Source organism: Pseudomonas sp. LAM2023 (assembly GCF_016620375.1).
GTDB lineage: Bacteria > Pseudomonadota > Gammaproteobacteria > Pseudomonadales > Pseudomonadaceae > Aquipseudomonas > Aquipseudomonas anuradhapurensis.
This window is the reverse complement of sequence record NZ_JAENHV010000015.1, coordinates 806,205-828,432: the sequence shown is the minus strand read 5'-3', so window position 1 is coordinate 828,432 and position 22,228 is coordinate 806,205. Positions and strand designations below refer to the sequence as shown.

Below are 22,228 nucleotides of genomic sequence, written 5' to 3'. Positions count from 1 at the left end.
GGCAACCATGGCAGCAGAAACCGCTTCGGGCTATATCCAGCACCACTTGCAGAACCTGACCTACGGTCAACTACCAGACGGCAGCTGGGGCTTCGCCCATTCGGCTGCAGAAGCCAAGGCAATGGGCTTCTGGGCGTTCCACCTGGACACCCTGGGTTGGTCCGTCGCGCTGGGTCTGATCTTCCTGTTCATCTTCCGCATGGCGGCCAAGAAGGCGACTTCCGGCCAACCTGGCGGCCTGCAGAACTTCGTTGAAGTGCTGGTGGATTTCGTCAACGGCAGCGTGAAGGACTCCTTCCACGGCCGTAGCCCGGTAATCGCCCCGCTGGCGCTGACCATTTTCGTCTGGGTGTTCCTGATGAACGCCATCGACCTGGTACCGGTCGACTGGATTCCTCAGCTGGCCATCCTGATCTCCGGTGACCCGCACATTCCGTTCCGCGCCGTGTCGACCACCGACCCGAACGCGACCCTGGCCATGGCCTTCTGCGTGTTCGCCCTGATCATCTTCTACAGCATCAAGGTCAAGGGCCTGAGCGGCTTCATCGGTGAGCTGACCCTGCACCCGTTCGGCAGCAAGAACATCTTCGTGCAGATCCTGCTGATTCCGGTCAACTTCCTGCTGGAATTCGTCACCCTGATCGCCAAGCCGATCTCGCTGGCACTGCGTCTGTTCGGCAACATGTACGCTGGCGAGCTGGTGTTCATCCTGATCGCCGTGATGTTCGGCGCCGGCATCCTGTGGCTCAGCGGCCTGGGTGTGGTGCTGCAGTGGGCGTGGGCTGTGTTCCACATCCTGATCATCACCCTGCAAGCCTTCATCTTCATGATGCTTACCATCGTCTACCTGTCGATGGCTCACGAAGATAACCATTAAGACCGCCTGGCGTGTCTGATAGCCTTCCCCGCTCGTTTGGGGGGAGGGCTTAAAAAGTCCGCAAGGGCATGCTGTACCAAACGATTTGTTTTACCGCTTCAAACTAAAAACCTAACCAATACGACGTAAAAGTCGGGAGGAAAGATGGAAACTGTAGTTGGTCTGACCGCTATCGCTGTTGCTCTGCTGATCGGCCTGGGTGCTCTGGGTACCGCCATTGGTTTCGGCCTGCTGGGCGGCAAGTTCCTGGAAGGCGCTGCTCGTCAGCCTGAAATGGTTCCGATGCTGCAGGTCAAAATGTTCATCGTTGCCGGTCTGCTCGACGCCGTAACCATGATCGGTGTTGGTATCGCCCTGTTCTTCACCTTCGCGAACCCCTTCGTTGGTCAGATCGCCGGCTAATCACTCGTTTCCACGAGTTGATTGGTGTGATGGACAAAGACCGAGCGAGGTGTTGGCGTGAACATTAATGCAACCCTGATTGGCCAATCCGTTGCTTTTCTGATTTTTGTACTCTTCTGCATGAAGTATGTATGGCCTCCGGTCATCACTGCTCTGCAAGAGCGCCAAAAGAAGATTGCCGACGGCTTGGACGCTGCCAACCGCGCAGCTCGCGACCTGGAGCTGGCCCAAGAGAAAGCGGGTCAGCAACTGCGTGAAGCAAAGGCACAGGCAGCCGAAATCATTGAGCAAAGCAAGAAACGCGCTGCTCAGCTTGTCGAGGAAGCCCGTGAACAGGCTCGCGTCGAAGCTGACCGTGTGAAGGCTCAGGCTCAAGCCGAGATCGAACAGGAACTGAACAGCGTCAAAGACGCCCTGCGTGCCCAAGTGGGTGCCCTGGCTGTTGGCGGTGCTGAAAAGATCCTTGGCGCCACAATCGATCAAAACGCGCATGCGGAGCTGGTTAACAAACTGGCCGCTGAAATTTAAGCGAGGGCGATCATGGCAGAACTGACCACGTTGGCCCGACCTTACGCTAAGGCTGCCTTTGAGCATGCCCAGGCCCATCAGCAACTGGCCAATTGGTCAGCCATGCTCGGCCTGGCTGCTGCGGTGTCGGAAGACGACACCATGCAGCGCCTGCTCAAGGCCCCGCGACTGACAAGCGCAGAAAAGGCCGCCGCATTCATTGAAGTGTGCGGTGACAAGTTCGATGCACAGGCACAGAATTTCATTCATGTTGCCGCGGAAAACGACCGTCTCCTGCTCCTGCCGGAGATTGCCGCCCTGTTCGACCTGTACAAGGCCGAGCAAGAAAAATCCGTGGACGTGGAAGTCACCAGTGCTTTTGCGTTGAACCAAGAACAGCAAGACAAACTCGCCAAGGTTCTCAGTGCACGGCTCAGCCGGGAAGTGCGCCTGCACGCGTCGGAGGATGCCAGCCTGATCGGCGGCGTCGTCATCCGCGCCGGCGACCTGGTAATCGATGGCTCGGTTCGCGGCAAGATCGCGAAACTGGCCGAAGCATTGAAATCTTGAGTTTGAAGGGGCAGCAGAGCAATGCAGCAACTCAATCCTTCCGAAATTAGTGAAATCATCAAGGGTCGCATCGAGAAGCTCGATGTCGGCTCCCAAGCCCGTAACGAAGGTACCGTCGTAAGCGTTTCCGACGGTATCGTACGGATCCACGGTCTGGCCGACGCTATGTACGGCGAAATGATCGAGTTCCCAGGCGGCGTATACGGTATGGCACTGAACCTGGAGCAAGACTCCGTAGGTGCGGTGGTACTGGGTGCGTACACCTCCCTCGCCGAGGGCATGAGCGCCAAGTGCACCGGTCGCATCCTGGAAGTTCCGGTCGGCAAAGGCCTGCTGGGCCGCGTCGTCGACGCTCTGGGTAACCCGATCGATGGCAAAGGTCCTCTGACCACCACCGAAACCGACGCGGTCGAAAAGGTCGCTCCGGGCGTGATCTGGCGTAAGTCGGTAGACCAGCCTGTACAGACTGGCTACAAGTCGGTTGACGCCATGATCCCGGTTGGCCGTGGCCAGCGCGAGCTGATCATCGGTGACCGTCAGATCGGTAAGACTGCCATGGCGGTCGACGCGATCATCAACCAGAAAAACAGCGGCATCTTCTGCGTATACGTGGCCGTAGGCCAGAAGCAGTCGACCATCGCCAACGTTGTGCGCAAGCTGGAAGAAGCCGGCGCCCTGGCCAACACCATCGTTGTTGCCGCCAGCGCCTCGGAATCGGCCGCGCTGCAGTTCCTGGCTCCTTACGCCGGCTGCACCATGGGCGAATACTTCCGTGACCGCGGTGAAGACGCCCTGATCGTTTACGATGACCTGTCCAAGCAGGCCGTTGCCTACCGTCAGATCTCCCTGCTGCTGCGCCGTCCGCCAGGACGTGAAGCGTACCCAGGTGACGTGTTCTATCTCCACTCCCGTCTGCTGGAGCGTGCATCGCGCGTTTCGGAAGAGTACGTCGAGAAGTTCACCAACGGCGCAGTCACTGGCAAGACCGGTTCCCTGACCGCCCTGCCGATCATCGAAACCCAGGCTGGCGACGTTTCCGCGTTCGTTCCGACCAACGTGATTTCCATCACCGACGGTCAGATCTTCCTGGAATCGGCCATGTTCAACTCGGGCATCCGCCCTGCAGTTAACGCCGGTGTTTCGGTATCCCGCGTAGGTGGTGCCGCTCAGACCAAGATCATCAAGAAGCTGTCCGGTGGTATTCGTACCGCTCTGGCTCAGTACCGTGAACTGGCTGCATTCGCCCAGTTCGCTTCCGATCTGGACGAAGCGACCCGCAAGCAGCTGGAGCATGGTCAGCGCGTTACCGAGCTGATGAAGCAGAAGCAGTACGCGCCAATGTCCATCGCGGACATGGCCCTGTCGCTGTATGCCGCTGAGCGTGGCTTCCTGACCGACGTAGAAGTCTCCAAGGTCGGCAGCTTCGAGCAAGCTCTGATCGCCTACTTCAACCGTGATCACGCCGAACTGATGGCCAAGATCAACGTGAAGGGTGACTTCAACGACGAAATCGACGCTGGCATGAAAGCTGGTATCGAGAAGTTCAAGGCCACCCAGACCTGGTAAGCCGCAGCGGGGGCCCTGGCCCCCGCTTGCTAACCTGATAGGTGATACATGGCAGGCGCAAAAGAGATTCGCAGTAAGATTGCGAGCATCAAAAGCACGCAAAAAATTACCAGCGCCATGGAAAAAGTGGCGGTCAGCAAAATGCGCAAGGCACAACTGCGCATGGCTGCTAGCCGTCCTTATGCGGAGCGTATCCGCCAGGTGATCGGTCATCTGGCCAACGCCAACCCGGAGTACCGCCACCCGTTCATGATCGAGCGCCCTGTAAAGCGCGCCGGTTATATCGTGGTGAGCAGTGACCGTGGTCTGTGCGGCGGCTTGAACACCAACCTGTTCAAGGCCCTGGTCAAGGACATGAACGAAAACCGCGAACAGGGCGTTGAAATCGACCTGTGCGTGATCGGCAGCAAGGGTGCGGCATTCTTCCGCAGCTTTGGCGGTAACGTCGTAGCCGCGATCAGCCACTTGGGCGAAGAGCCATCGATCAACGACCTGATCGGCTCCGTCAAAGTGATGCTGGACGCCTACCTGGACGGCCGCATCGATCGCCTCTCGGTGGTTTCGAACAAGTTCATCAACACCATGACCCAAAAACCGACGGTCGAGCAATTGGTACCGTTGGTGGCAACCCCGGATCAGGATCTCAAGCATCACTGGGACTACCTGTACGAACCCGACGCAAAAGAGCTGCTGGACGGCTTGATGGTGCGTTACGTGGAGTCGCAGGTGTACCAGGCGGTGGTCGAGAACAACGCTGCTGAACAAGCGGCCCGGATGATCGCCATGAAGAACGCCACAGACAACGCCGGTGATTTGATCAGCGAACTCCAGCTGATCTACAACAAGGCGCGTCAGGCTGCGATCACCCAGGAGATCTCGGAAATCGTCGGCGGCGCTGCCGCGGTTTAACGGTTCAAATATTCAGAGGATCCAGCTATGAGTAGCGGACGTATCGTTCAAATCATCGGCGCCGTCATCGACGTGGAATTCCCACGTGACGTCGTGCCGAGTGTTTACAACGCGCTGAAAGTACAAGGCGCGGACACCACCCTGGAAGTTCAGCAGCAGCTGGGCGACGGCGTGGTTCGTACCATTGCGATGGGCTCGACCGAAGGCCTGAAGCGCGGTCTGGATGTCGTCGACACCGGCGCTGCCATCTCCGTTCCTGTTGGTAAGGCCACCCTGGGCCGTATCATGGACGTTCTGGGCAACCCGATTGACGAAGCTGGCCCGATCGGCGAAGAAGAGCGTCGTGGTATCCACCAGAAGGCGCCTTCCTTCGCTGACCAGGCAGGCGGCAACGACCTGCTGGAAACCGGCATCAAGGTTATCGACCTGGTTTGCCCGTTCGCCAAGGGTGGTAAGGTTGGTCTGTTCGGTGGTGCCGGCGTCGGCAAGACCGTTAACATGATGGAACTGATCCGTAACATCGCCATCGAGCACAGCGGTTATTCCGTGTTCGCTGGTGTGGGTGAGCGTACTCGTGAGGGTAACGACTTCTACCACGAGATGAAGGACTCCAACGTTCTCGACAAGGTAGCACTGGTCTACGGTCAGATGAACGAGCCACCAGGAAACCGTCTGCGCGTAGCGCTGACCGGCCTGACCATGGCTGAGAAGTTCCGTGACGAAGGTAACGACGTTCTGCTGTTCGTCGACAACATCTACCGTTACACCCTGGCCGGTACCGAAGTATCCGCACTGCTGGGCCGTATGCCTTCCGCAGTAGGTTACCAGCCGACCCTGGCCGAAGAGATGGGCGTTCTGCAAGAGCGTATTACTTCGACCAAAGAAGGTTCGATCACCTCGATCCAGGCCGTATACGTACCTGCGGACGACCTGACCGACCCGTCGCCAGCCACCACCTTCGCCCACCTGGACGCCACCGTCGTTCTGTCCCGTGACATCGCTTCCCTGGGTATATACCCAGCGGTTGACCCACTGGACTCGACTTCGCGCCAGCTGGACCCGAACGTGATCGGCAACGAGCACTACGAAACTGCCCGCCAGGTTCAGTATGTTCTGCAGCGCTACAAAGAGCTGAAAGACATCATCGCGATCCTGGGTATGGACGAACTGTCCGAAGCCGACAAGCAACTGGTAGCCCGCGCTCGTAAGATCCAGCGCTTCCTGTCGCAGCCGTTCTTCGTGGCCGAAGTCTTCACCGGTTCGCCAGGCAAGTACGTTTCCCTGAAAGACACCATCGCTGGCTTCAGCGGCATCCTCAAAGGTGACTACGACCACCTGCCAGAACAAGCGTTCTACATGGTCGGCAGCATCGACGAAGCGATCGAGAAAGCCAAGAAACTGTAATCCCGGCGCCCCGAAAGGGGCGCTAATCAGGTTGAGGCAAGCAGATGGCTATGACAGTCCATTGCGATATCGTCAGCGCGGAAGGAGAAATCTTCTCCGGTCTGGTCGAGATGGTGGTTGCGCACGGCAACCTGGGCGATCTGGGTATCGCTCCGGGCCACGCGCCGCTGATCACCAATCTGAAGCCAGGTCCGATTACGCTGACCAAGCAGGGCGGCGAGCGCGAGGTGTTCTACATCTCTGGCGGCTTCCTGGAAGTGCAGCCGAACATGGTCAAGGTACTCGCCGACACCGTGCAACGTGCAGCCGACCTGGACGAAGCCTCCGCTCAGGATGCCGTCAAGGCAGCTGAGAAGGCCCTGCATGAGAAAGGCGCGGATTTCGACTACAGTGCCGCATCCGCACGTCTGGCCGAGGCCGCAGCCCAGCTGCGTACCGTCCAGCAGATCCGCAAGAAGTTCGGCGGTTAATTCCGCAGGCTTCATGTAGATTGAGAACAAGGGTAGCCATCGGCTACCCTTTTCTTTTTTGCAACCTTAGAACCGGTCATTTCACTGACCGCCCAGGATTGGTAGCCAGTAATGTCACTCGATATCGTTATTCTCGCTGCCGGCCAAGGTACCCGCATGCGCTCGGCGCTGCCCAAGGTGCTGCATCCGGTAGCCGGCAATTCCATGCTCGGGCATGTTATCCACAGTGCGCGCCAGCTTCAGCCGCAAGGTATTCACGTGGTCATTGGCCATGGTGCCGAACTGGTACGCGAGCGCCTGGCCGCCGACGACCTGAACTTCGTCATGCAGGACAAGCAACTGGGCACCGGCCATGCAGTTGCCCAGGCGTTGCCGGCCTTGACTGCCGACACCGTGCTGGTGCTGTACGGCGACGTGCCTTTGATTGAAGTGGAGACGCTGCAGCGCCTGCTGGCCAAGGCCAACTCCCAGCAGCTGGGCCTGCTCACGGTAACCCTCGACGACCCGACCGGCTATGGCCGCATCGTGCGTGACGAGCAGGGCAAGGTGACCGCTATCGTTGAGCACAAGGACGCCAACGATGCGCAGAAAGCGATCAAGGAAGGCAACACAGGCATTCTTGCCCTGCCAGCCGCACGCCTGGCTGACTGGATGGGTCGCCTGTCGAACAACAATGCCCAAGGCGAGTATTACCTGACCGATGTCATCGCCATGGCGGTGGCCGACGGCCTGGTAGTGGCTACCGAGCAGCCACACGACCCTATGGAAGTGCAAGGCGCCAATGACCGTCGCCAGCTGTCCGAACTGGAACGTCACTACCAGCTGCGCGAAGGCCGCCGCCTGATGGCCCAGGGCGTGACCCTGCGCGATCCGGCACGCTTCGATGTTCGCGGTGAAGTGACCGTCGGCCGTGACGTGCTGATCGACATCAACGTAATTCTCGAAGGCAAGGTTGTCATCGAGGACGACGTCCTGATCGGCCCGAACTGCGTGATCAAGAACACTACCCTGCGCAAGGGCGCAGTAGTCAAAGCCAACAGCCACCTCGAAGGCGCCGTGATGGGTGAGGGCAGCGATGCCGGCCCGTTCGCCCGCCTGCGCCCGGGCAGCGTGCTGGAGGCCAAGGCCCATGTGGGTAACTTTGTCGAACTGAAGAACGCGCACCTGGGGGAGGGGGCCAAGGCTGGCCACCTGACCTACCTGGGCGATGCGGAGATTGGCGCACGCACCAACATCGGTGCCGGTACCATCACTTGCAACTACGATGGCGCCAACAAGTTTAAGACCGTGATGGGCGAAGATGTCTTCATCGGCTCGAACAATTCGCTGGTTGCCCCTGTGGATATCCAGGCGGGTGCGACCACTGCAGCTGGTTCGACCATCACCCAGACCGTCGAGGCTGGTGACCTGGCGGTAGCACGAGCCCGCCAACGCAACATCGCGGGCTGGAAGCGGCCGGAGAAGATCAAGAAGAACTGAGTTATACACAGCTAGTTCGATCAACAGCCGACTTATGTGAATAAGTCGGCTTTTTTGTGGGCGGCCCATCCATTTTGGATGAGTTTTGCACAATTCCTGTAGGAGCGGCTTCAGCCGCGAACACCGGCAAAGCCGGTGCCAGCCACAGGTGGTTCTTCGCAGGCGAACCCACTCCCAGCGGTTGGCCATTTATCTTGGGCTTTTATCCACAGCTTGACGAATCGCCCATCTTAGGTTTTGATTGCAAGCATTATCTTTCGAATCGAAACTTAAGCGCGAATGTCGAAACGAAACACACCACAACGGCGGCATAACATCCTGGCATTGCTCAGCGAGCAGGGCGAGGTGAGTGTGGACGCGTTGGCCAAGCGTTTCGCCACCTCGGAAGTGACCATTCGCAAGGATCTGGCCGCCCTCGAAACCAACGGCCTCCTGTTACGCCGTTATGGTGGCGCAGTCCCGGTGCCGCACGAGCTGCTCGCTGAACCCGCCCAGCCCGTATCTTCCTATAAAAAGGCCATTGCACGTGCCGCCGTCGGCCGTATTCGTGAACATGCACGCATCATCATCGACAGTGGCAGCACCACGGCGGCGATGATCCCTGAACTGGGGCGCCAGCCTGGCCTGGTGGTGATGACCAATTCGCTGAACGTCGCCCGCGCCATCTGCGACCTCGAACATGAGCCGGTGCTGCTGATGACGGGCGGTACCTGGGACCCCCATTCCGAATCGTTCCAGGGCCAGGTGGCCGAGCAGGTATTGCGTTCCTATGATTTCGACCAGCTGTTCATCGGCGCCGATGGCATCGATCTCGGCCGGGGTACCACCACCTTCAACGAGCTGCTCGGGCTGAGCCGAGTCATGGCCGAAGTCGCCCGAGAAGTGATCGTGATGGTCGAGTCGGACAAGGTCGGGCGCAAGATCCCCAACCTTGAGCTGCCCTGGGGCAGCGTGCACACCCTTATTACTGACGAACGCCTGCCCGCAGCGGCACGCGAACAAATTCAAGCCCGCGGCATCAACCTGATCTGCGCCGCGATCAGCCAGGAGCAATAAACCATGTGTGGAATCGTTGGTGCCGTCGCCGAACGCAACATCACAGCCATCCTGATCGAAGGCCTCAAGCGTCTTGAGTACCGCGGCTACGACAGCGCCGGCCTGGCCGTGCTCACCCAGAACGGTGAACTGCAGCGCCGCCGCCGTATCGGCAAGGTCAGCGAGCTGGAAGCTGCGGTTGCCGCCGAGCCACTGTCCGGGCAGCTGGGCATCGCCCATACCCGCTGGGCTACCCACGGTGCGCCGACCGAAGGCAACGCCCACCCGCACTTCTCCAGCGACACGGTGGCGGTGGTACACAATGGCATCATCGAGAACCATGAAGAACTGCGCGAGGAACTGAAGGGCCTTGGCTACGTCTTCAGTTCGCAGACCGATACCGAAGTCATCGTCCACCTGATCCATCACACCCTCAAGCGCGTTCCCGACCTCACCGATGCCCTCAAGGCCGCGGTGAAGCGCCTGCATGGCGCCTACGGCCTGGCGCTGGTCAGTGCCGACCAACCCGACCGCCTGGTGGCGGCACGCAGCGGCAGCCCGCTGGTCATCGGCCTGGGGCTGGGTGAAAACTTCCTGGCCTCCGACCAGTTGGCGCTGCGCCAGGTCACCGACCGCTTCATGTACCTCGAAGAAGGCGATATCGCCGAGATCCGCCGTGACCAAGTGAGCATCTGGGACCAGGCCGGGCACAAGGTACAGCGTGAGACCGTGCAGTACCACGAAGGCGCCGAAGCGGCCGACAAGGGCACCTATCGCCACTTCATGCTCAAGGAAATCCACGAGCAGCCAAGCGTAGTGCAGCGCACCCTGGAAGGCCGCCTGGGCAAGGATCACGTCATGGTCCAGGCCTTTGGCCCACAGGCTGCCGAGCTGTTCGCCAAGGTGCGTAACGTACAGATCGTTGCCTGTGGCACCAGCTATCACGCCGGCATGGTGGCCCGCTACTGGCTGGAAGAACTGGCGGGCATACCTTGCCAGGTGGAAGTGGCCAGCGAATTCCGCTACCGCAAGGTTGTAGTGCAAGCGGACACCCTGTTCGTCTCCATCTCCCAGTCCGGCGAAACCGCCGACACCCTGGCAGCGCTACGCAACGCCAAGGAGCTGGGCTTCCTGGGCAGCCTGGCGATCTGCAACGTAGGCATCAGCTCGCTGGTGCGTGAATCCGACCTGACCCTGCTGACCCTGGCCGGCCCGGAAATCGGCGTAGCCTCGACCAAGGCCTTCACTACCCAGCTGGTTTCGCTGATGCTGCTGACCCTGGCCCTGGGCCAGGTGCGCGGTACCCTGCAAGCCGGTGTCGAGGCCGAGCTGGTGGAGGAGCTGCGCCGCCTGCCGGCCCGCCTGGGCGAAGCGCTGGCGATGGACGCCATCGTCGAGAAGACCGCCGAGCTGTTCGCCGACAAGCATCACACCCTGTTCCTGGGCCGTGGTGCCCAGTACCCGGTGGCCATGGAAGGAGCGCTCAAGCTCAAGGAGATCTCCTACATCCACGCCGAAGCCTATCCGGCGGGCGAACTCAAGCACGGCCCGCTGGCCCTGGTAGACAACGATATGCCAGTGGTTACCGTGGCGCCGAACAATGAACTGCTGGAAAAGCTCAAGTCCAACCTGCAGGAGGTGCGCGCCCGTGGTGGCGAGCTGGTGGTGTTCGCCGACGAGCAGGCCGGCATGAGCAACGGCGAAGGCACCCACGTGATCAAGGTACCGCACATCATCGATGCCCTGGCGCCGATCCTCTACACCATCCCGTTGCAGCTGCTGTCCTACTACGTGGCGGTGCTCAAGGGCACGGATGTGGACCAGCCGCGTAACTTGGCCAAGTCGGTGACTGTGGAGTAAGGCGCTGCAGTTTCTGCAGCTGTTGGTTTCTGATAACTGAAGCTGTCGCAAAGGGAGGGAGCCACCCGTGGCTCCCTTCGGCGACAAGCACTTCCTGCCTCTGTTGCGCTCGCCGCAACCCGCTTCGCCTCTCGTCCACGCCTTTTCCAATAGCTCGTCTCCTGCCACAGCGTCCTACTGGCGATAGCTTTTCACCTGTCAAAGTCGCCTGGGCCCGATGCCGGCGACACGCTATAGCACTAGCAAATCAGCGGCAGTGCCAGCTGAGAAAGGGGATAGGTGTCTAATTAAGTCACAGCAGAGGCGCAATTAAAGCGTTTGTAAGCTTGTGTGCTTCACGCCAATCTAAAGGTCGCACCTCTGTGGGGGCGATGGTGGCTGCGCTGTCACAGCCTGCAGCTGTCACTGCACGTGGTCGGTACTGGCTCGTTGTTAACCGGGGCTGCTTGGCAGTACAGGTTGTGGACGCCCGGAAGCTGTTGAGTTGATTGCCAGGAGGCACCTTGCATGGCCAGTTATGGACTGTTTTTCATCCTCGCGACCCTTACCGTATTGAGCCCCGGCCCCGGGGTGGTGCTGACCCTCTCCAATGCCCTGCGCCATGGCTGGAGCGGTGCCCTGCCGGGGATCTTCGGTATCGCCTTGGGCGCTTTCATCGTTGCTGGGCTCTCGGCCAGTAGTGTGGGGTTGGTTCTGGCGACCTCGGCAACGGCGTTCACCGTACTCAAGTACGTCGGCGCGTTGTACTTGTTGTACTTGGGCGTGAAGATGTGGCGTACCCAGCGTTTCATCCCGGAGCTCGCCGTGACCGCCACGCAACCCTGGCGGCGCTTCGTCGAAGCGTTGTCGATCCAGCTGCTGAATCCCAAGGCCGGATTCTTCTTCCTGGCGGTGTTTCCGCAATTCATCAGCCCCCAGGACAACTACTACCGGCAGTTCTTCCTGTTGGTTTCGTCCTATGCCTTGCTCGTCGTGTTGGTGCACACCGGCTACGCGCTGATGGCCAATGGCGCCAGGGGCTGGTTGTCGACCAACCGTGGCGCGCGAATCGTCGGCAAGCTCTCCGGAATCACCTTCTTTTGCTTTGGTATTCTGATGGCGTCGGCTAGCAAATAAAACGCTGAATGGAACTTATCCGAAAGTCGCAATCTATATGTCACATGCGACACGTACCTTGGTCGTAATCGCGATAGCCACGACAAACGGATAAACAGAGTTCCAGCATCCACATTGACTCACATTTTAATATCACCGACTATCACGCTTGCGCGGTAATCCGAGGCTCACGATTTTTGAGCAACAACTCTAAAATGATTTGCACGGCGCAATGGCTTTGCCATTTATCGCGCCGTGAGAAACGGCAGGAACACGACATGGACAGTCGAAACCGGGACGCAGCCACTACATGCGATAAAAACCACCCCATCACATACCTGCATGACGAGCTGCAGCTTCAATTGTGTGATGTGAAAGATTTGAAATATGCGTACTACGCCGCTACTCATAATCGCAATGTAGAGCCGATTATCATTTCAAATTACCCACCGAGCTGGGTTAAAAGCTATAAAGATAACAAGAGCTATCTGATCGACCCAATCATCAAGCATGGGCTGAGGGAGATCACACCTTTCTCTTGGCACGAAGCCCTTGCCAACAGCGGTCCCGAAGGCGTGGACTTTTTCAGGCGCGCTACCCGTTATCGAATCTGCTCGGGTACCACGTTTACCCTGCGCGATGCGTCCGGAACCTTCTGTGCCTTGAGTGTGTGCGATGCGGGTTCGCAAGTGGATTTTGATCGACGTATGGCCAAGCAGCAAAGCCAGCTGCAAATGCTGCTGATCAAATTTCATAGTTGGCTGATGACCTCGCGCAAAACCGATCAGCTGTTTTCCAGTGCAGCCGATGGGCCGCTTTCCACCCGCGAACTGGGCGTGCTGCAACTGGTCATGCGCGGCAAGACCTACCGCGAAATTGCCACGGACTGTGGAATTTCAGAGCGCACAGTGAAATTCCACATGTCGAACATTTCTGGCAAATTGCAGGTCGGCAACGCCAAGCAAGCCGTCTACGAGGCCAAGCGACAGGGCATCATCTGATCAGGCGATGTGGTTGTCGGATACATCGTGCAACTGCAGGCTCAACGGCCATTGCTGGGTCTGCAGTGATGACAGCGGTTGCTTGCGCGCAATGCTTTCGAGCAGTCGCAGGCGGTTGGACGAACTGATCGGCATGTCCAGCAAATGCACCGTCTCACCCGGCGACGCCTCGCCGCTGTCGAGAATCTGGTAGTGCCAGCCGGCCTGTCGAACGATGCGTGCCATGGCATCGCTGACCACGGTGACGATCGATTTCAAGCCGGTCAGTTCGCCGTGGTCATGCATGCTGAAAAGCAACATTTCGGTCAATGGCAAGTGCGCCAGGCCCAACTTGCGTGAACGGGTCTTATCGACGAAGAAGCGGCTGGATTCAGCCATCAAGGCCCGCTTGGGCGGTGTGCAACTGAAGAAATCGCGAAAGGGACCTTCAACCATATAAGGGTGCAGCGTGTTGATCAGGCGCAGCCCCGCCAACGGTATGCCTTGGCAAGTGCCAACCAGATACGTCGTGTTCCAGTTGTCATATTCATCCAATTCAATGCCATTTCTCACCGTGACTTTCCAATTAAGGCGATCACAGAAAACATGCTTGCGTAAGCCGTACAACTCGGCAACCCAAGGATGTGGGTCACGACGGTATTCAATCTTGTGAAAGTCGATAGTTATCATATTGGGCTGTTCCCTTGCCTCAGGTATGGCGGTCGCGTGGGCGTTGGTATACAGCATGCCCTTCGAAATACAACCTGCTGATTCTATCAACTGTCGGCGCTGAGCAACCTGTACTTAAGTGCATGCAGCCCGTCGGTATTGCGGCAAATACCGAGCGCCTGTACCTAGATACAGTTGTTGCCATCGCAGAATTGGGCACACTTCCCGGGTCGTTGTGTAGGACGCCAGTTTTCACAACTTACAAGACGTTATTTGCCAGGCACACGGTTGCGATGGGTATCGAAAACCCTCGTATGTTCGGCCCTGGCAGTTAGCGCCTGCACTCAATGCCGCCCTTGTTCATACACGGGTTGTCACGCCAGCACATCAATCAGGGAAGACCATGGAAAAGCCAGCCTCTCCAGCACCTCGCCGCGTCGTCGTTACTGGTTACGGTGCGATCTGCTCGCTCGGCCAGAACGCCGATGCCATCTGGGACGCGATGATGGATTACCAGATCGGCTATCGTCTGCACCGTTTTGATGACCCGACTATCCATGCGCGCTTCTTCGGTTTCATCGACGACTTCGGCCGCGAGGCCATGCGGCCGTTCTCGAAGAAGATTTCCAAGATGTTGCCTCTGTTCGCCAAGTACAGCTTGGTGGCGGCCCATGAAGCATTGCACATGGCTTATGGCGACACACCACTGGATGACGTGGTCGCACCGTTCGACCGTGGTGTCGTTCTCGGCACCGGTTGGGGAGGGCTGGACACGGCGAACTTCAATAACAACGAATATTGCCAACAAGGCATTTCCACCTCGTTCGCCACGGTCATGTCGATGTGCAACGCCGCGACGGCGGCCATCACCATGAACTGGAACATGCGTGGTGTTCAAAACAGCCCGGTGGCAGCGTGCGCCACGGGCACCATCGCCATTGGCGAAGCTTATGAGGCGATTCGTGCCGGTCGCGCGAAAATGATGATCGCCGGTGGCAGCGAATCGTTGAAAGAGCAGTTCAACGTCTGGTCGATCGACGTCATCCAGGCTCTGAGCAAAGAGCAGGAAAACCCGCGCCTGGCTTGCTGCCCGTTCAGCAAAGGGCGAAGCGGTTTCATCCTTTCCGAAGGCGCGGCGGTACTGTGCCTTGAGGATTATGAGCTGGCCAAGGCTCGCGGCGCCAAGATCCTCGGCGAAATCACCGGTTACGCCAACTACTCGGACGCCTTCGACATGACGGCCCCGGCCGAGGACATGCAGGCTCGCGTGCGGGTGATCCAGGAAGTATGCAGGCAAGCCAATGTCGATGCGCCGCACATCGATTACATCAACTTGCATGGCACCTCCACACCGCTGAACGACGTCAATGAAGCCCGCTCCATCAAACTGGCGCTGGGCGACGCTGCCCATGGCATTCCGATGTCCAGCACCAAGTCGTACACCGGCCACCTGATTGGTGCAGCAGGTTCGATGGAAGCGATCTTCTGCCTCAAAGCCATGGCCCGTGGCACGATCCCGGCAACCATCCATCTGGATGAGGCCGATCCTGAGTGCGACCTGAACTTCGTACCTAACGAGCACTTGCACGGGCGGCAGCTGGACAACGTGCTGAACCTGAGCTTCGGCTTCGGTGGCGCCAATGCCGGCATCATGCTGCGCAAGGTGCATTGATCATGCAGTGGCAATTTGGCCCTGAACAGATCGAGGCGTGGGCTGATCTTTCCGGCGATCGCAACCCTATTCACTTTGACCTGGAAGCGGCGCGGCGCATGGACGCCGCGGATGTCGTGGTGCACGGCATGCTGGCGCTGCTGCCAATCAAACATCAAATGGGGCGTGCCGCCGATGGCCGCGATGAGGACTGGGTACAGTTCAAGGCGCTACTGAAGGCGCCGGTTCTGCGCAACCGCCCTGTCGCGCTTTCCACCCGCCCGCGCAGTGCAAGCACGGCATTCACGCTGCGTTCCGAGAACAGTGACAGCGAGCATGTGCTCGGCCATGTCTCGCAAGTTGCGCCGCCAACGTGGGCGTCGAAATCCCCAGGCTTCGCCCTTGACCGGGAATATGTCGAGGCTTGGCTCACCCAGTTTCGCGAAGGGTTGGGCAAGGGGCTGGATGACTGGGTGGCACTGGATGCGCTGATATTTTCCCACTTCATCCGCAACCATCTGGGGGTGATCTTCGAGCGCCTGTCCGGGCAATTTGCCCAACGCCAGGTTCCTGAGCGTATCGAGGACATCACCAATCACCTGGTCGTGCAGACCAGTCACCAGATCACGTTCTGCACGCATCTGCGTTCGTTGGGCAGCTTGCAATCCGATATCCGCTGCGAGATCGACAACATTCTCTTGATCGAAACACCAGGCAAGGCCGTCGGCACCCTCGACCTCGGAGTCGTCGTCAGCGGCAGCCATGTAATGACCATAACCCTCGGCTTGATGATCAAGACCGTTCTCAACCCCACTGGAGCGAAACAATGACCACTGTTGACCAAGTATTCACCATCGTTCGTGATCTGATCCTGGACCTCAAGGATGTCGAGGAAAGCGAAGTGACCCTCGATACCACCATTGAAGCGATGGAGTTCGACAGCCTGGACTTCGTCGAGATGCAGGTGGTCGTGCAGAAGAAGATCGGCGTGGCGATCAACCCGGATTCGTTCGTCACCCGCAAGATCGCCACTTTGCGCCAGCTCTGTGAATTCATCGTCGAGCTCAAGGAATCGACTGCCGTCGAAGCCTGAGCCGCTGTACCCAATTCATGGAGGAGCAGGAAATGTCTACGCTGAACAATAGTGTGCTCGCTATTTCCCCGGCGAGGGAGTCGAAGGTTCGCAAGTTAAGCGAAGTGTCGCATCACAAGACGATGGACCACGCGACCGTACTGCCATGGGACCAGGACATCAATCGAAGCCTTTACCCCAAGGATCCCGAGCATCTGTGGATCAACGGAACGCGCTATTGCGAAGGCTTGACCGACGCCCAGAAGCTGGAACTGGCCTGGCTCGAGACGGGCCGTGACATTTCCATGTTCATCTGGCTCGAGCAGACCATTCCGCCGTTGTACATGGGCTACATCACCCAGTTCCATGACCGTATTTCGCCGGACCTGCAGGAATACCTGATGATCTTTTCCAAGGAAGAGATCGTTCATACCCTCACCTTCAAGCGCTTCATGGCCAAGGCCGGCCTGCAGATCTGGAACCCACCGGTCGGGCTCTATGAGTTGCTGACCCAGACACTGCCGAAAATGGAGCCGGCGGTTGGCGTGTTGTTCACGCTGTTGATCGAATGGGTTGCCGAAATGGGCGCCATGCACACCTCCCAGGGCGCAGCGGTAGAGCCGATGACCCGCACCCTGTTCCGTGAGCATCACTATGACGAGGCACGGCACATCGCCTTTGGCCGCTGGATCAGCGAGTCCTTCTTCGAGACTGCCAGCGCTGAGTCGATCGCCCAGGTCAAAGCCATGAGCCGGAAAATCATTCCGGCGCTGATCGACATGTTCACCTACAACCCCGAGATCGCGTTGCACACTTCCTTCGAGTTCCCGATTGCAGTGGATGACAAGGCAAAGATCGAAGAGGTCTGGCGTTCACCGAACAATGCTCGACTGAACGACGCCCGATTCGCCGAAATTTACGCCTGGATCGACAAGTTGGGGCTGCGGCAATGAGTTCTTCGACCTGGGACGCGATCTTCGTGGGTACCGGGATCACGAGCCTGGCCTGCGCGGCCATGCTGGTCAAGCGTGATCGCGGTGCACGCGTCCTGATGCTCGACAAGCATATTGTGGTTGGGGGCTATGCCTCGACGTTCAGCCGGCCCAAGCAATCGGCGATCTTCGATTGCAGCCTGCACAAGCTCAGCGGTATGTCGGAAGGCGGCAACCTGATCCGCATCCTGCGGGATCTGGGCCTTGAGGATGAACTGAACCTGGTCTACCCCAACGACTATTTCTGCGCCTACCAGAACGGCACGGCGCTGCCGTTGGCTAACGATGCCGACCAGGTCGAACGGCAACTGATCGAACGGTTCCCTCATCAGGCAGAGCCCTTGGTTACCTTTTTCACTCAGGTACGCACCTATGGGCGCAACGGCTACTACCAGTTCCAGATGCTCGATGGCAGTTTCGAGCCTGACATGGCGCAGTTGCGCTGGGCCCATCGTAACCTCAAGCACAAGACCGTGCGTGAGGCGTTGCACGAGTTGTTCGATGACCCCTACCTGATTGAAATCCTGGCAGCCCCTGGCATTTATGTCGGTGGCTACTCGGAGGACCTGGGCTACCTGTACTACCTGCACGTGGTGTATGCCACGCTCAATCGCGGCAACGCCTACGTTGCAGGCTCGTCCCAGCGCCTGTCCGACCTGCTGGCGCAGCAGGTCGAACAGGCTGGGGGCAAGATCATGCTCAGCACGCCTGTAGAAGAAGTGACCACCGACAGCAACGGCAATGTCACGGGGGTACGCACCCGGGCCGGTGAGTTTCATGCGCCACAGGTGTTCATCAATACCTCGCCCCATTATGCGGTTGAGCACTTGTTCCAGGCGGATGTGGACCTGACGAGCACCCGAGAGAAACTGGCCGCGTTGAAGCCGGCACGCTCGACCACCACGGTGTACCTGACCACCGATCAAGCGCCCGCACAGCTGGGGCTGCGGCATAGCGAGTCGATGCTGTTTGCTGCGGACCCCGCGCTGGCAGCCGAGCTGCGCATCGACGCCGAGCGCAGCGGTTTTCAGCCAGAGCTCTGCGAACAGGCCTTCTGGGCGATGTCCCCGATCGAGGTCACCAACTATCACGCCCTGGCACCTGCTGGCGGCAAGGTCGTGTGTATCAACGTGCTTGATTCCATCGCCCATTGGCCTGCCCGGCGTACGGCGCAATATCGCGCGAAAAAGCAACGCGCGTGTGAGGTGCTGGTAGAGCGGCTGCTGGTTCAGGTTCCTCAGCTGCGTGGCCACATCTTGCATACCGAAGTGGCTACCCCGCATACCTATGTGCGCTTCACCAACAACACCGATGGCTCTGGCTACGGGGCGATGGTCGGTACCGACCTCAAAGGGCATGTCTTCCACCATGGCTTCCCGGTGCAGGGCGTGCAGTTTCTCAGCGCTTGGGTCGCGGGCCCAAGTTATGAAGCCGCCTTTGGCTATGCCGAGATGAAAGCCAGGCAATGGAGACGGGCATGACAACGCATGCACACTCGCCCGGCTGGTTTGGGATCGCCGTTTCCAAATTGTTCATTCGCGTGATGTTCAGGCAGGTACAAGGGTGGAAGCGCGACGTGCCCAGCCGGGCCGAGGGCTTCGTCGAGACGGCCAGCGACGGCAGCAAGCTGGAAGGGGCGGTACTGCTGGCCAACCCAGCCAAAGCCAAGGGTGTCGTGCTGCTGTGCCATCCGTTCTTGAAATATGGCATGCATTACTTTTTCGAGAACGGCATCGATCAGGCGTTCCTGGAACAGGGCTACCACGTCGTTGCCTTCAACTTCAAAGGCTTCGGGCGCAGCACCATCGGTGGTCATGCATTCGCCGATGACGTCTTGTCCATTGCGCGAAAGATCGCACGGGAATACCCAGGCCTGCCGATTCACCTGGTCGGCTGCTCATTCGGTGGCTACCACCTGTCACATGCCTTGGCACGTGACGCCTCGCCCTTCACCTCGGCCGTCCTGGACAGTGTGCCTGTCTCGGTTCGCAGCTATTTCACGCGTGGTCCGTTGCGCCTCGCCATGCGCTGGATCAGCGGGAGCCGTCTGGCAGTGCCTACCGGTACCTGTGCGATCGACCATTCCCTGAAGCATGTTCAGCACCTGCCAATCGCCTACTTCTACGGGTTGAGTGACCGCTATATCCCAGAGGCGAGCGTGGCAAGGCTGAGCCTGGATTGCACATCCCTGCATGTGGTCGGCTTCGAAGCGTGTCGCCACCTGGAAAACCACAAGAAGCACCGGGATCAGTACTTCCAGGAGATCTTCGCGTTCTTCGCCCGTGCTGAATCTCATAAACCCGTTGTAACGGCCTGACTACGGGCTCTTTGACTTAAGGAAACAGAACATGGATGTCCAACAGCTCGGCAAAGGCAAGTGGATACTCATCAGCGGCGGTACCCGCGGTATAGGGCGCGCACTTGTACAACACCTGTCGCGTGAAGGTTATGAAGTTGCGTTCACCTATCAGTCCTCCGCTGACGCTGCTCGCCAGCTCGAACAGGAGGTAGCCGCCAGCGGCGGCCGTGCGCATGGGCATGCCTGTGACGGTCGGGACTTCCAGTCGGTCAGTTCATTGTGCGAACAGTTGGTCAACGATCTCGGCGGCCCCTATGGCTTGATCAACAACATGGGCGTGACTGGCGACCAGCTGCTGTTCAACCTCGACGTCGAGCGCTATCGCGACGTGGTTGCGACCAACCTCGACTCGGCAGTTTATTTCAGCAAGTCGTTGGTCCCGGCCATGGCTGGTGAGCGGCGGGGCAAGATTTTGCACATGTCCTCCGTCAGTGGCGTCAAGGGAAACAAGGGCCAATTGGGTTATTCCGCAACCAAGGCCGCGATGATCGGGATTACCAAGACCATGGCGTTGGAACTGGCGCGCTTCAAGATCAATGTCAATGCCATTGCTCCCGGCTACATCGCCACGGACATGATCGACCAGATCCCCGATCACGTGCGCAAGTCGATCACCGACAACATCCCCCTCAAGCGCTTCGGCGAAGTACACGAAGTTGCTGCATTGGCCAGCTTCCTGTTGTCACCGCAAGCCGACTACATCACTGGCCAGACCTTCCTGATCGACGGTGGCCTGACGGCCTGATTCGCCTTGCGCGATCTGCTGTGCGGTGATGCCCGGAGCATTCATGAGTCAATCATACGATACTGTTTTTGTAGGATCAGGGCTGGGCGCGCTCGCCAGCGCCAGCCTGATGGCCCAACGGGGCCAGAAGGTCCTGGTGGTAGAAAAGCACAATATACCCGGTGGTTACGCGAGCAATTTTCGTCGTAAAGACTTCACCTTCGATGTGTCTCTGCATTCGTTCGATGGGGTGGTCCGCGGTGCGCATTCATTCAAGGTGATCGAGGCTTGTGGCGTCGCGGACAAGGTCGAGTTTCTCCATCATCCGACGCTCTATCGCTACCGTTCTCCCGATATCGACATCACCGTCGGGCATCGCGACCTGGAAGGTTACAAACAGACTCTGTATCGCTGCTTCCCCGAAGAAATCGACAACATCGATCGGTTGTTCGCCGAGTCCAAGCGCAACTACAAGGACCTGTGTGGCTTCCTTTATTCTCCCAAACCGTTCTGGATGCGATTTGTCGCTACCCCCTTCGCCTATCCCCGGGTCCTGCGCTATGGCCATGAAACGGTGGATAAGTACTTTTCCAGGTTCACCCGCAACGAACGCCTGAAGGAAGTACTGTCGGCGCAGTGGAGCTACTACGGGCTGCCGGCGAAAGACCTGGCATTCGGCTATTTCTCGTACCCCTTCATCGACTATCTGGAAAACGGCGGCTATTCGATCAAAGGCGGCTCGCAGGCGCTTTCCTCGGCATTGGTCGAGGTTATCGAGGCGCACGGCGGCCGTGTCGAACTGGAGTCGGGAGTCCAGCAGATATTGGTCGACCGAGGCAGGGTCACCGGCGTTGTCACGCGCAGATCGGGGCCGGTGAAGGCCCGCAACGTGGTGGCCAATGTTTCCCCGCATGCCGTGGTGGGCTTGGCAGGAAAACAGCACTTCCCCAGTAAATACCTCACTCGGCTGGACAAGCTGAAGTTCTCGGTATCCGGCTTCCAGGTGTACCTGGGCCTGGATTGCCCGCTGAGTGAACTGGGTGTCGGCCCTGAGGAATACATCCACTTCTTCTCACCCGGGAAAACGCAGCGCACGCAATTCGAACATATCCAGGCAGGCGAGCTGCATCAGGACAACACCAGCTGGTCGATCAACTACTTCTCCAATGTCGACCCGTCCATGGTGCCACCTGGAAAGTCCAGCCTTGGCCTGTTCACCCTGACCGGCCCCGACGTCTGGCACTCGCTGGACAAACTGGCTTACCGCCGCAAGAAAGCCGCACTGACCGACTTGTTGATCGCTAATGCCGAGCGCGTCATTCCAGGCCTGCGCGACCACATCGAAGTTTGTGAAGCAGGCTCTCCGCGCACCATGACCAAGTTCACCCAGAACCCCCAGGGTGCGATCTACGGCTTCGAACAAACGCCTCAACAGTCCGGACTGTTCAACCGTTTTCCGCAGAAGTATCCGGTAAAGGGGCTCTACCAGGTGGGCGCCTGGACGTTCCCTGGTGCGGGCTTCATCGGAACGATGTTGTCTGCCCGCTTGTTGGTTGACCGCTACTTCTAGGCGGTGATGTGCCCGTAAATGCGACCTCGAGAGACTA

At 58.8% G+C, this 22,228-nt stretch carries 22 protein-coding genes; 21 read left to right on the top strand and 1 reads right to left on the bottom strand.

Annotated elements, in window-relative coordinates; all coding sequences use genetic code 11:
• Positions 1-7 precede the first annotated feature (7 nt).
• From atpB to JKP78_RS09310, 13 genes are all read left to right on the top strand, one after another.
• On the top strand, positions 8-877 hold the full coding sequence (gene atpB, locus JKP78_RS09370; protein WP_200626581.1) for a F0F1 ATP synthase subunit A: 870 nt from the start codon (positions 8-10) through the stop codon (positions 875-877).
• A 144-nt stretch (positions 878-1,021) separates the two neighbouring features.
• Entirely contained in the window at positions 1,022-1,279 is a 258-nt protein-coding gene (atpE, locus tag JKP78_RS09365) for a F0F1 ATP synthase subunit C (protein WP_003097235.1), read from the top strand.
• Between the two features lie 57 nt (positions 1,280-1,336).
• A complete protein-coding gene (locus tag JKP78_RS09360; protein ID WP_023383136.1) occupies positions 1,337-1,807 on the top strand; it encodes a F0F1 ATP synthase subunit B in 471 nt (156 codons plus the stop codon).
• Between the two features lie 12 nt (positions 1,808-1,819).
• On the top strand, positions 1,820-2,356 hold the full coding sequence (locus JKP78_RS09355; RefSeq protein ID WP_043214190.1) for a F0F1 ATP synthase subunit delta: 537 nt from the start codon (positions 1,820-1,822) through the stop codon (positions 2,354-2,356).
• Positions 2,357-2,377: 21 nt separating this feature from the next.
• Complete coding sequence (gene atpA, locus JKP78_RS09350; protein WP_087500987.1) at positions 2,378-3,922, top strand: F0F1 ATP synthase subunit alpha; 1,545 nt, start codon at positions 2,378-2,380, stop codon at positions 3,920-3,922.
• 48 nt (positions 3,923-3,970) lie between these two features.
• Positions 3,971-4,831, top strand: a complete 861-nt coding sequence (gene atpG, locus JKP78_RS09345) for a F0F1 ATP synthase subunit gamma (RefSeq protein ID WP_170033982.1) — start codon at positions 3,971-3,973, stop codon at positions 4,829-4,831.
• 27 nt (positions 4,832-4,858) lie between these two features.
• Positions 4,859-6,235 carry a F0F1 ATP synthase subunit beta gene (gene atpD / locus JKP78_RS09340; RefSeq protein ID WP_170033980.1) on the top strand — a complete coding sequence of 459 codons (1,377 nt, stop codon included), beginning with the start codon at positions 4,859-4,861 and terminating at the stop codon, positions 6,233-6,235.
• A gap of 44 nt (positions 6,236-6,279) precedes the next feature.
• Complete coding sequence (locus JKP78_RS09335) at positions 6,280-6,705, top strand: F0F1 ATP synthase subunit epsilon (protein WP_023383131.1); 426 nt, start codon at positions 6,280-6,282, stop codon at positions 6,703-6,705.
• A gap of 111 nt (positions 6,706-6,816) precedes the next feature.
• Complete coding sequence (gene glmU / locus JKP78_RS09330; RefSeq protein ID WP_200626580.1) at positions 6,817-8,184, top strand: bifunctional UDP-N-acetylglucosamine diphosphorylase/glucosamine-1-phosphate N-acetyltransferase GlmU; 1,368 nt, start codon at positions 6,817-6,819, stop codon at positions 8,182-8,184.
• 279 nt (positions 8,185-8,463) lie between these two features.
• Entirely contained in the window at positions 8,464-9,240 is a 777-nt protein-coding gene (locus JKP78_RS09325; RefSeq protein ID WP_170033976.1) for a DeoR/GlpR family DNA-binding transcription regulator, read from the top strand.
• 3 nt (positions 9,241-9,243) lie between these two features.
• Positions 9,244-11,079 carry a glutamine--fructose-6-phosphate transaminase (isomerizing) gene (gene glmS, locus JKP78_RS09320; protein ID WP_170033974.1) on the top strand — a complete coding sequence of 612 codons (1,836 nt, stop codon included), beginning with the start codon at positions 9,244-9,246 and terminating at the stop codon, positions 11,077-11,079.
• Between the two features lie 507 nt (positions 11,080-11,586).
• The gene (locus JKP78_RS09315) at positions 11,587-12,195 is read left to right on the top strand and encodes a LysE family translocator (RefSeq protein WP_200626579.1); all 609 of its coding nucleotides are present in this window, start codon (positions 11,587-11,589) and stop codon (positions 12,193-12,195) included.
• A gap of 257 nt (positions 12,196-12,452) precedes the next feature.
• The gene (locus tag JKP78_RS09310; RefSeq protein ID WP_186683936.1) at positions 12,453-13,175 is read left to right on the top strand and encodes a helix-turn-helix transcriptional regulator; all 723 of its coding nucleotides are present in this window, start codon (positions 12,453-12,455) and stop codon (positions 13,173-13,175) included.
• On the opposite strand, the gene JKP78_RS09305 is transcribed toward JKP78_RS09310, so the two are convergent.
• Entirely contained in the window at positions 13,176-13,844 is a 669-nt protein-coding gene (locus tag JKP78_RS09305; RefSeq protein ID WP_170033968.1) for an acyl-homoserine-lactone synthase, read from the bottom strand.
• 382 nt (positions 13,845-14,226) lie between these two features.
• Between JKP78_RS09305 and JKP78_RS09300 the strand changes: the two genes are divergently transcribed.
• From JKP78_RS09300 to JKP78_RS09265, 8 genes are read left to right on the top strand one after another with little or no spacing between them, the layout of a single operon-like run.
• Positions 14,227-15,495 (top strand): beta-ketoacyl-[acyl-carrier-protein] synthase family protein, encoded by a 1,269-nt coding sequence (locus tag JKP78_RS09300; protein WP_186683938.1) that lies wholly within the window; start codon positions 14,227-14,229, stop codon positions 15,493-15,495.
• Positions 15,496-15,497: 2 nt separating this feature from the next.
• Positions 15,498-16,304, top strand: a complete 807-nt coding sequence (locus JKP78_RS09295; protein WP_186683940.1) for a MaoC/PaaZ C-terminal domain-containing protein — start codon at positions 15,498-15,500, stop codon at positions 16,302-16,304.
• Positions 16,301-16,567, top strand: a complete 267-nt coding sequence (locus tag JKP78_RS09290; RefSeq protein WP_186683941.1) for an acyl carrier protein — start codon at positions 16,301-16,303, stop codon at positions 16,565-16,567. Before JKP78_RS09295 ends, JKP78_RS09290 begins: the two co-directional genes overlap by 4 nt.
• Positions 16,568-16,599: 32 nt before the next feature.
• Positions 16,600-17,499, top strand: a complete 900-nt coding sequence (locus JKP78_RS09285) for a diiron oxygenase (protein WP_200626578.1) — start codon at positions 16,600-16,602, stop codon at positions 17,497-17,499.
• On the top strand, positions 17,496-19,019 hold the full coding sequence (locus JKP78_RS09280; RefSeq protein WP_200626577.1) for a phytoene desaturase family protein: 1,524 nt from the start codon (positions 17,496-17,498) through the stop codon (positions 19,017-19,019). The genes JKP78_RS09285 and JKP78_RS09280 overlap by 4 nt, the downstream gene beginning before the upstream one ends.
• Positions 19,004-19,855, top strand: coding sequence for an alpha/beta hydrolase (locus JKP78_RS09275; protein ID WP_234454562.1), 852 nt, complete (start codon positions 19,004-19,006; stop codon positions 19,853-19,855). Before JKP78_RS09280 ends, JKP78_RS09275 begins: the two co-directional genes overlap by 16 nt.
• 31 nt (positions 19,856-19,886) lie before the next feature.
• Positions 19,887-20,642, top strand: coding sequence for an SDR family NAD(P)-dependent oxidoreductase (locus JKP78_RS09270; RefSeq protein ID WP_170033955.1), 756 nt, complete (start codon positions 19,887-19,889; stop codon positions 20,640-20,642).
• Between the two features lie 43 nt (positions 20,643-20,685).
• The gene (locus JKP78_RS09265; protein ID WP_170033953.1) at positions 20,686-22,191 is read left to right on the top strand and encodes a phytoene desaturase family protein; all 1,506 of its coding nucleotides are present in this window, start codon (positions 20,686-20,688) and stop codon (positions 22,189-22,191) included.
• The last annotated feature ends 37 nt before the right edge of the window (positions 22,192-22,228 follow it).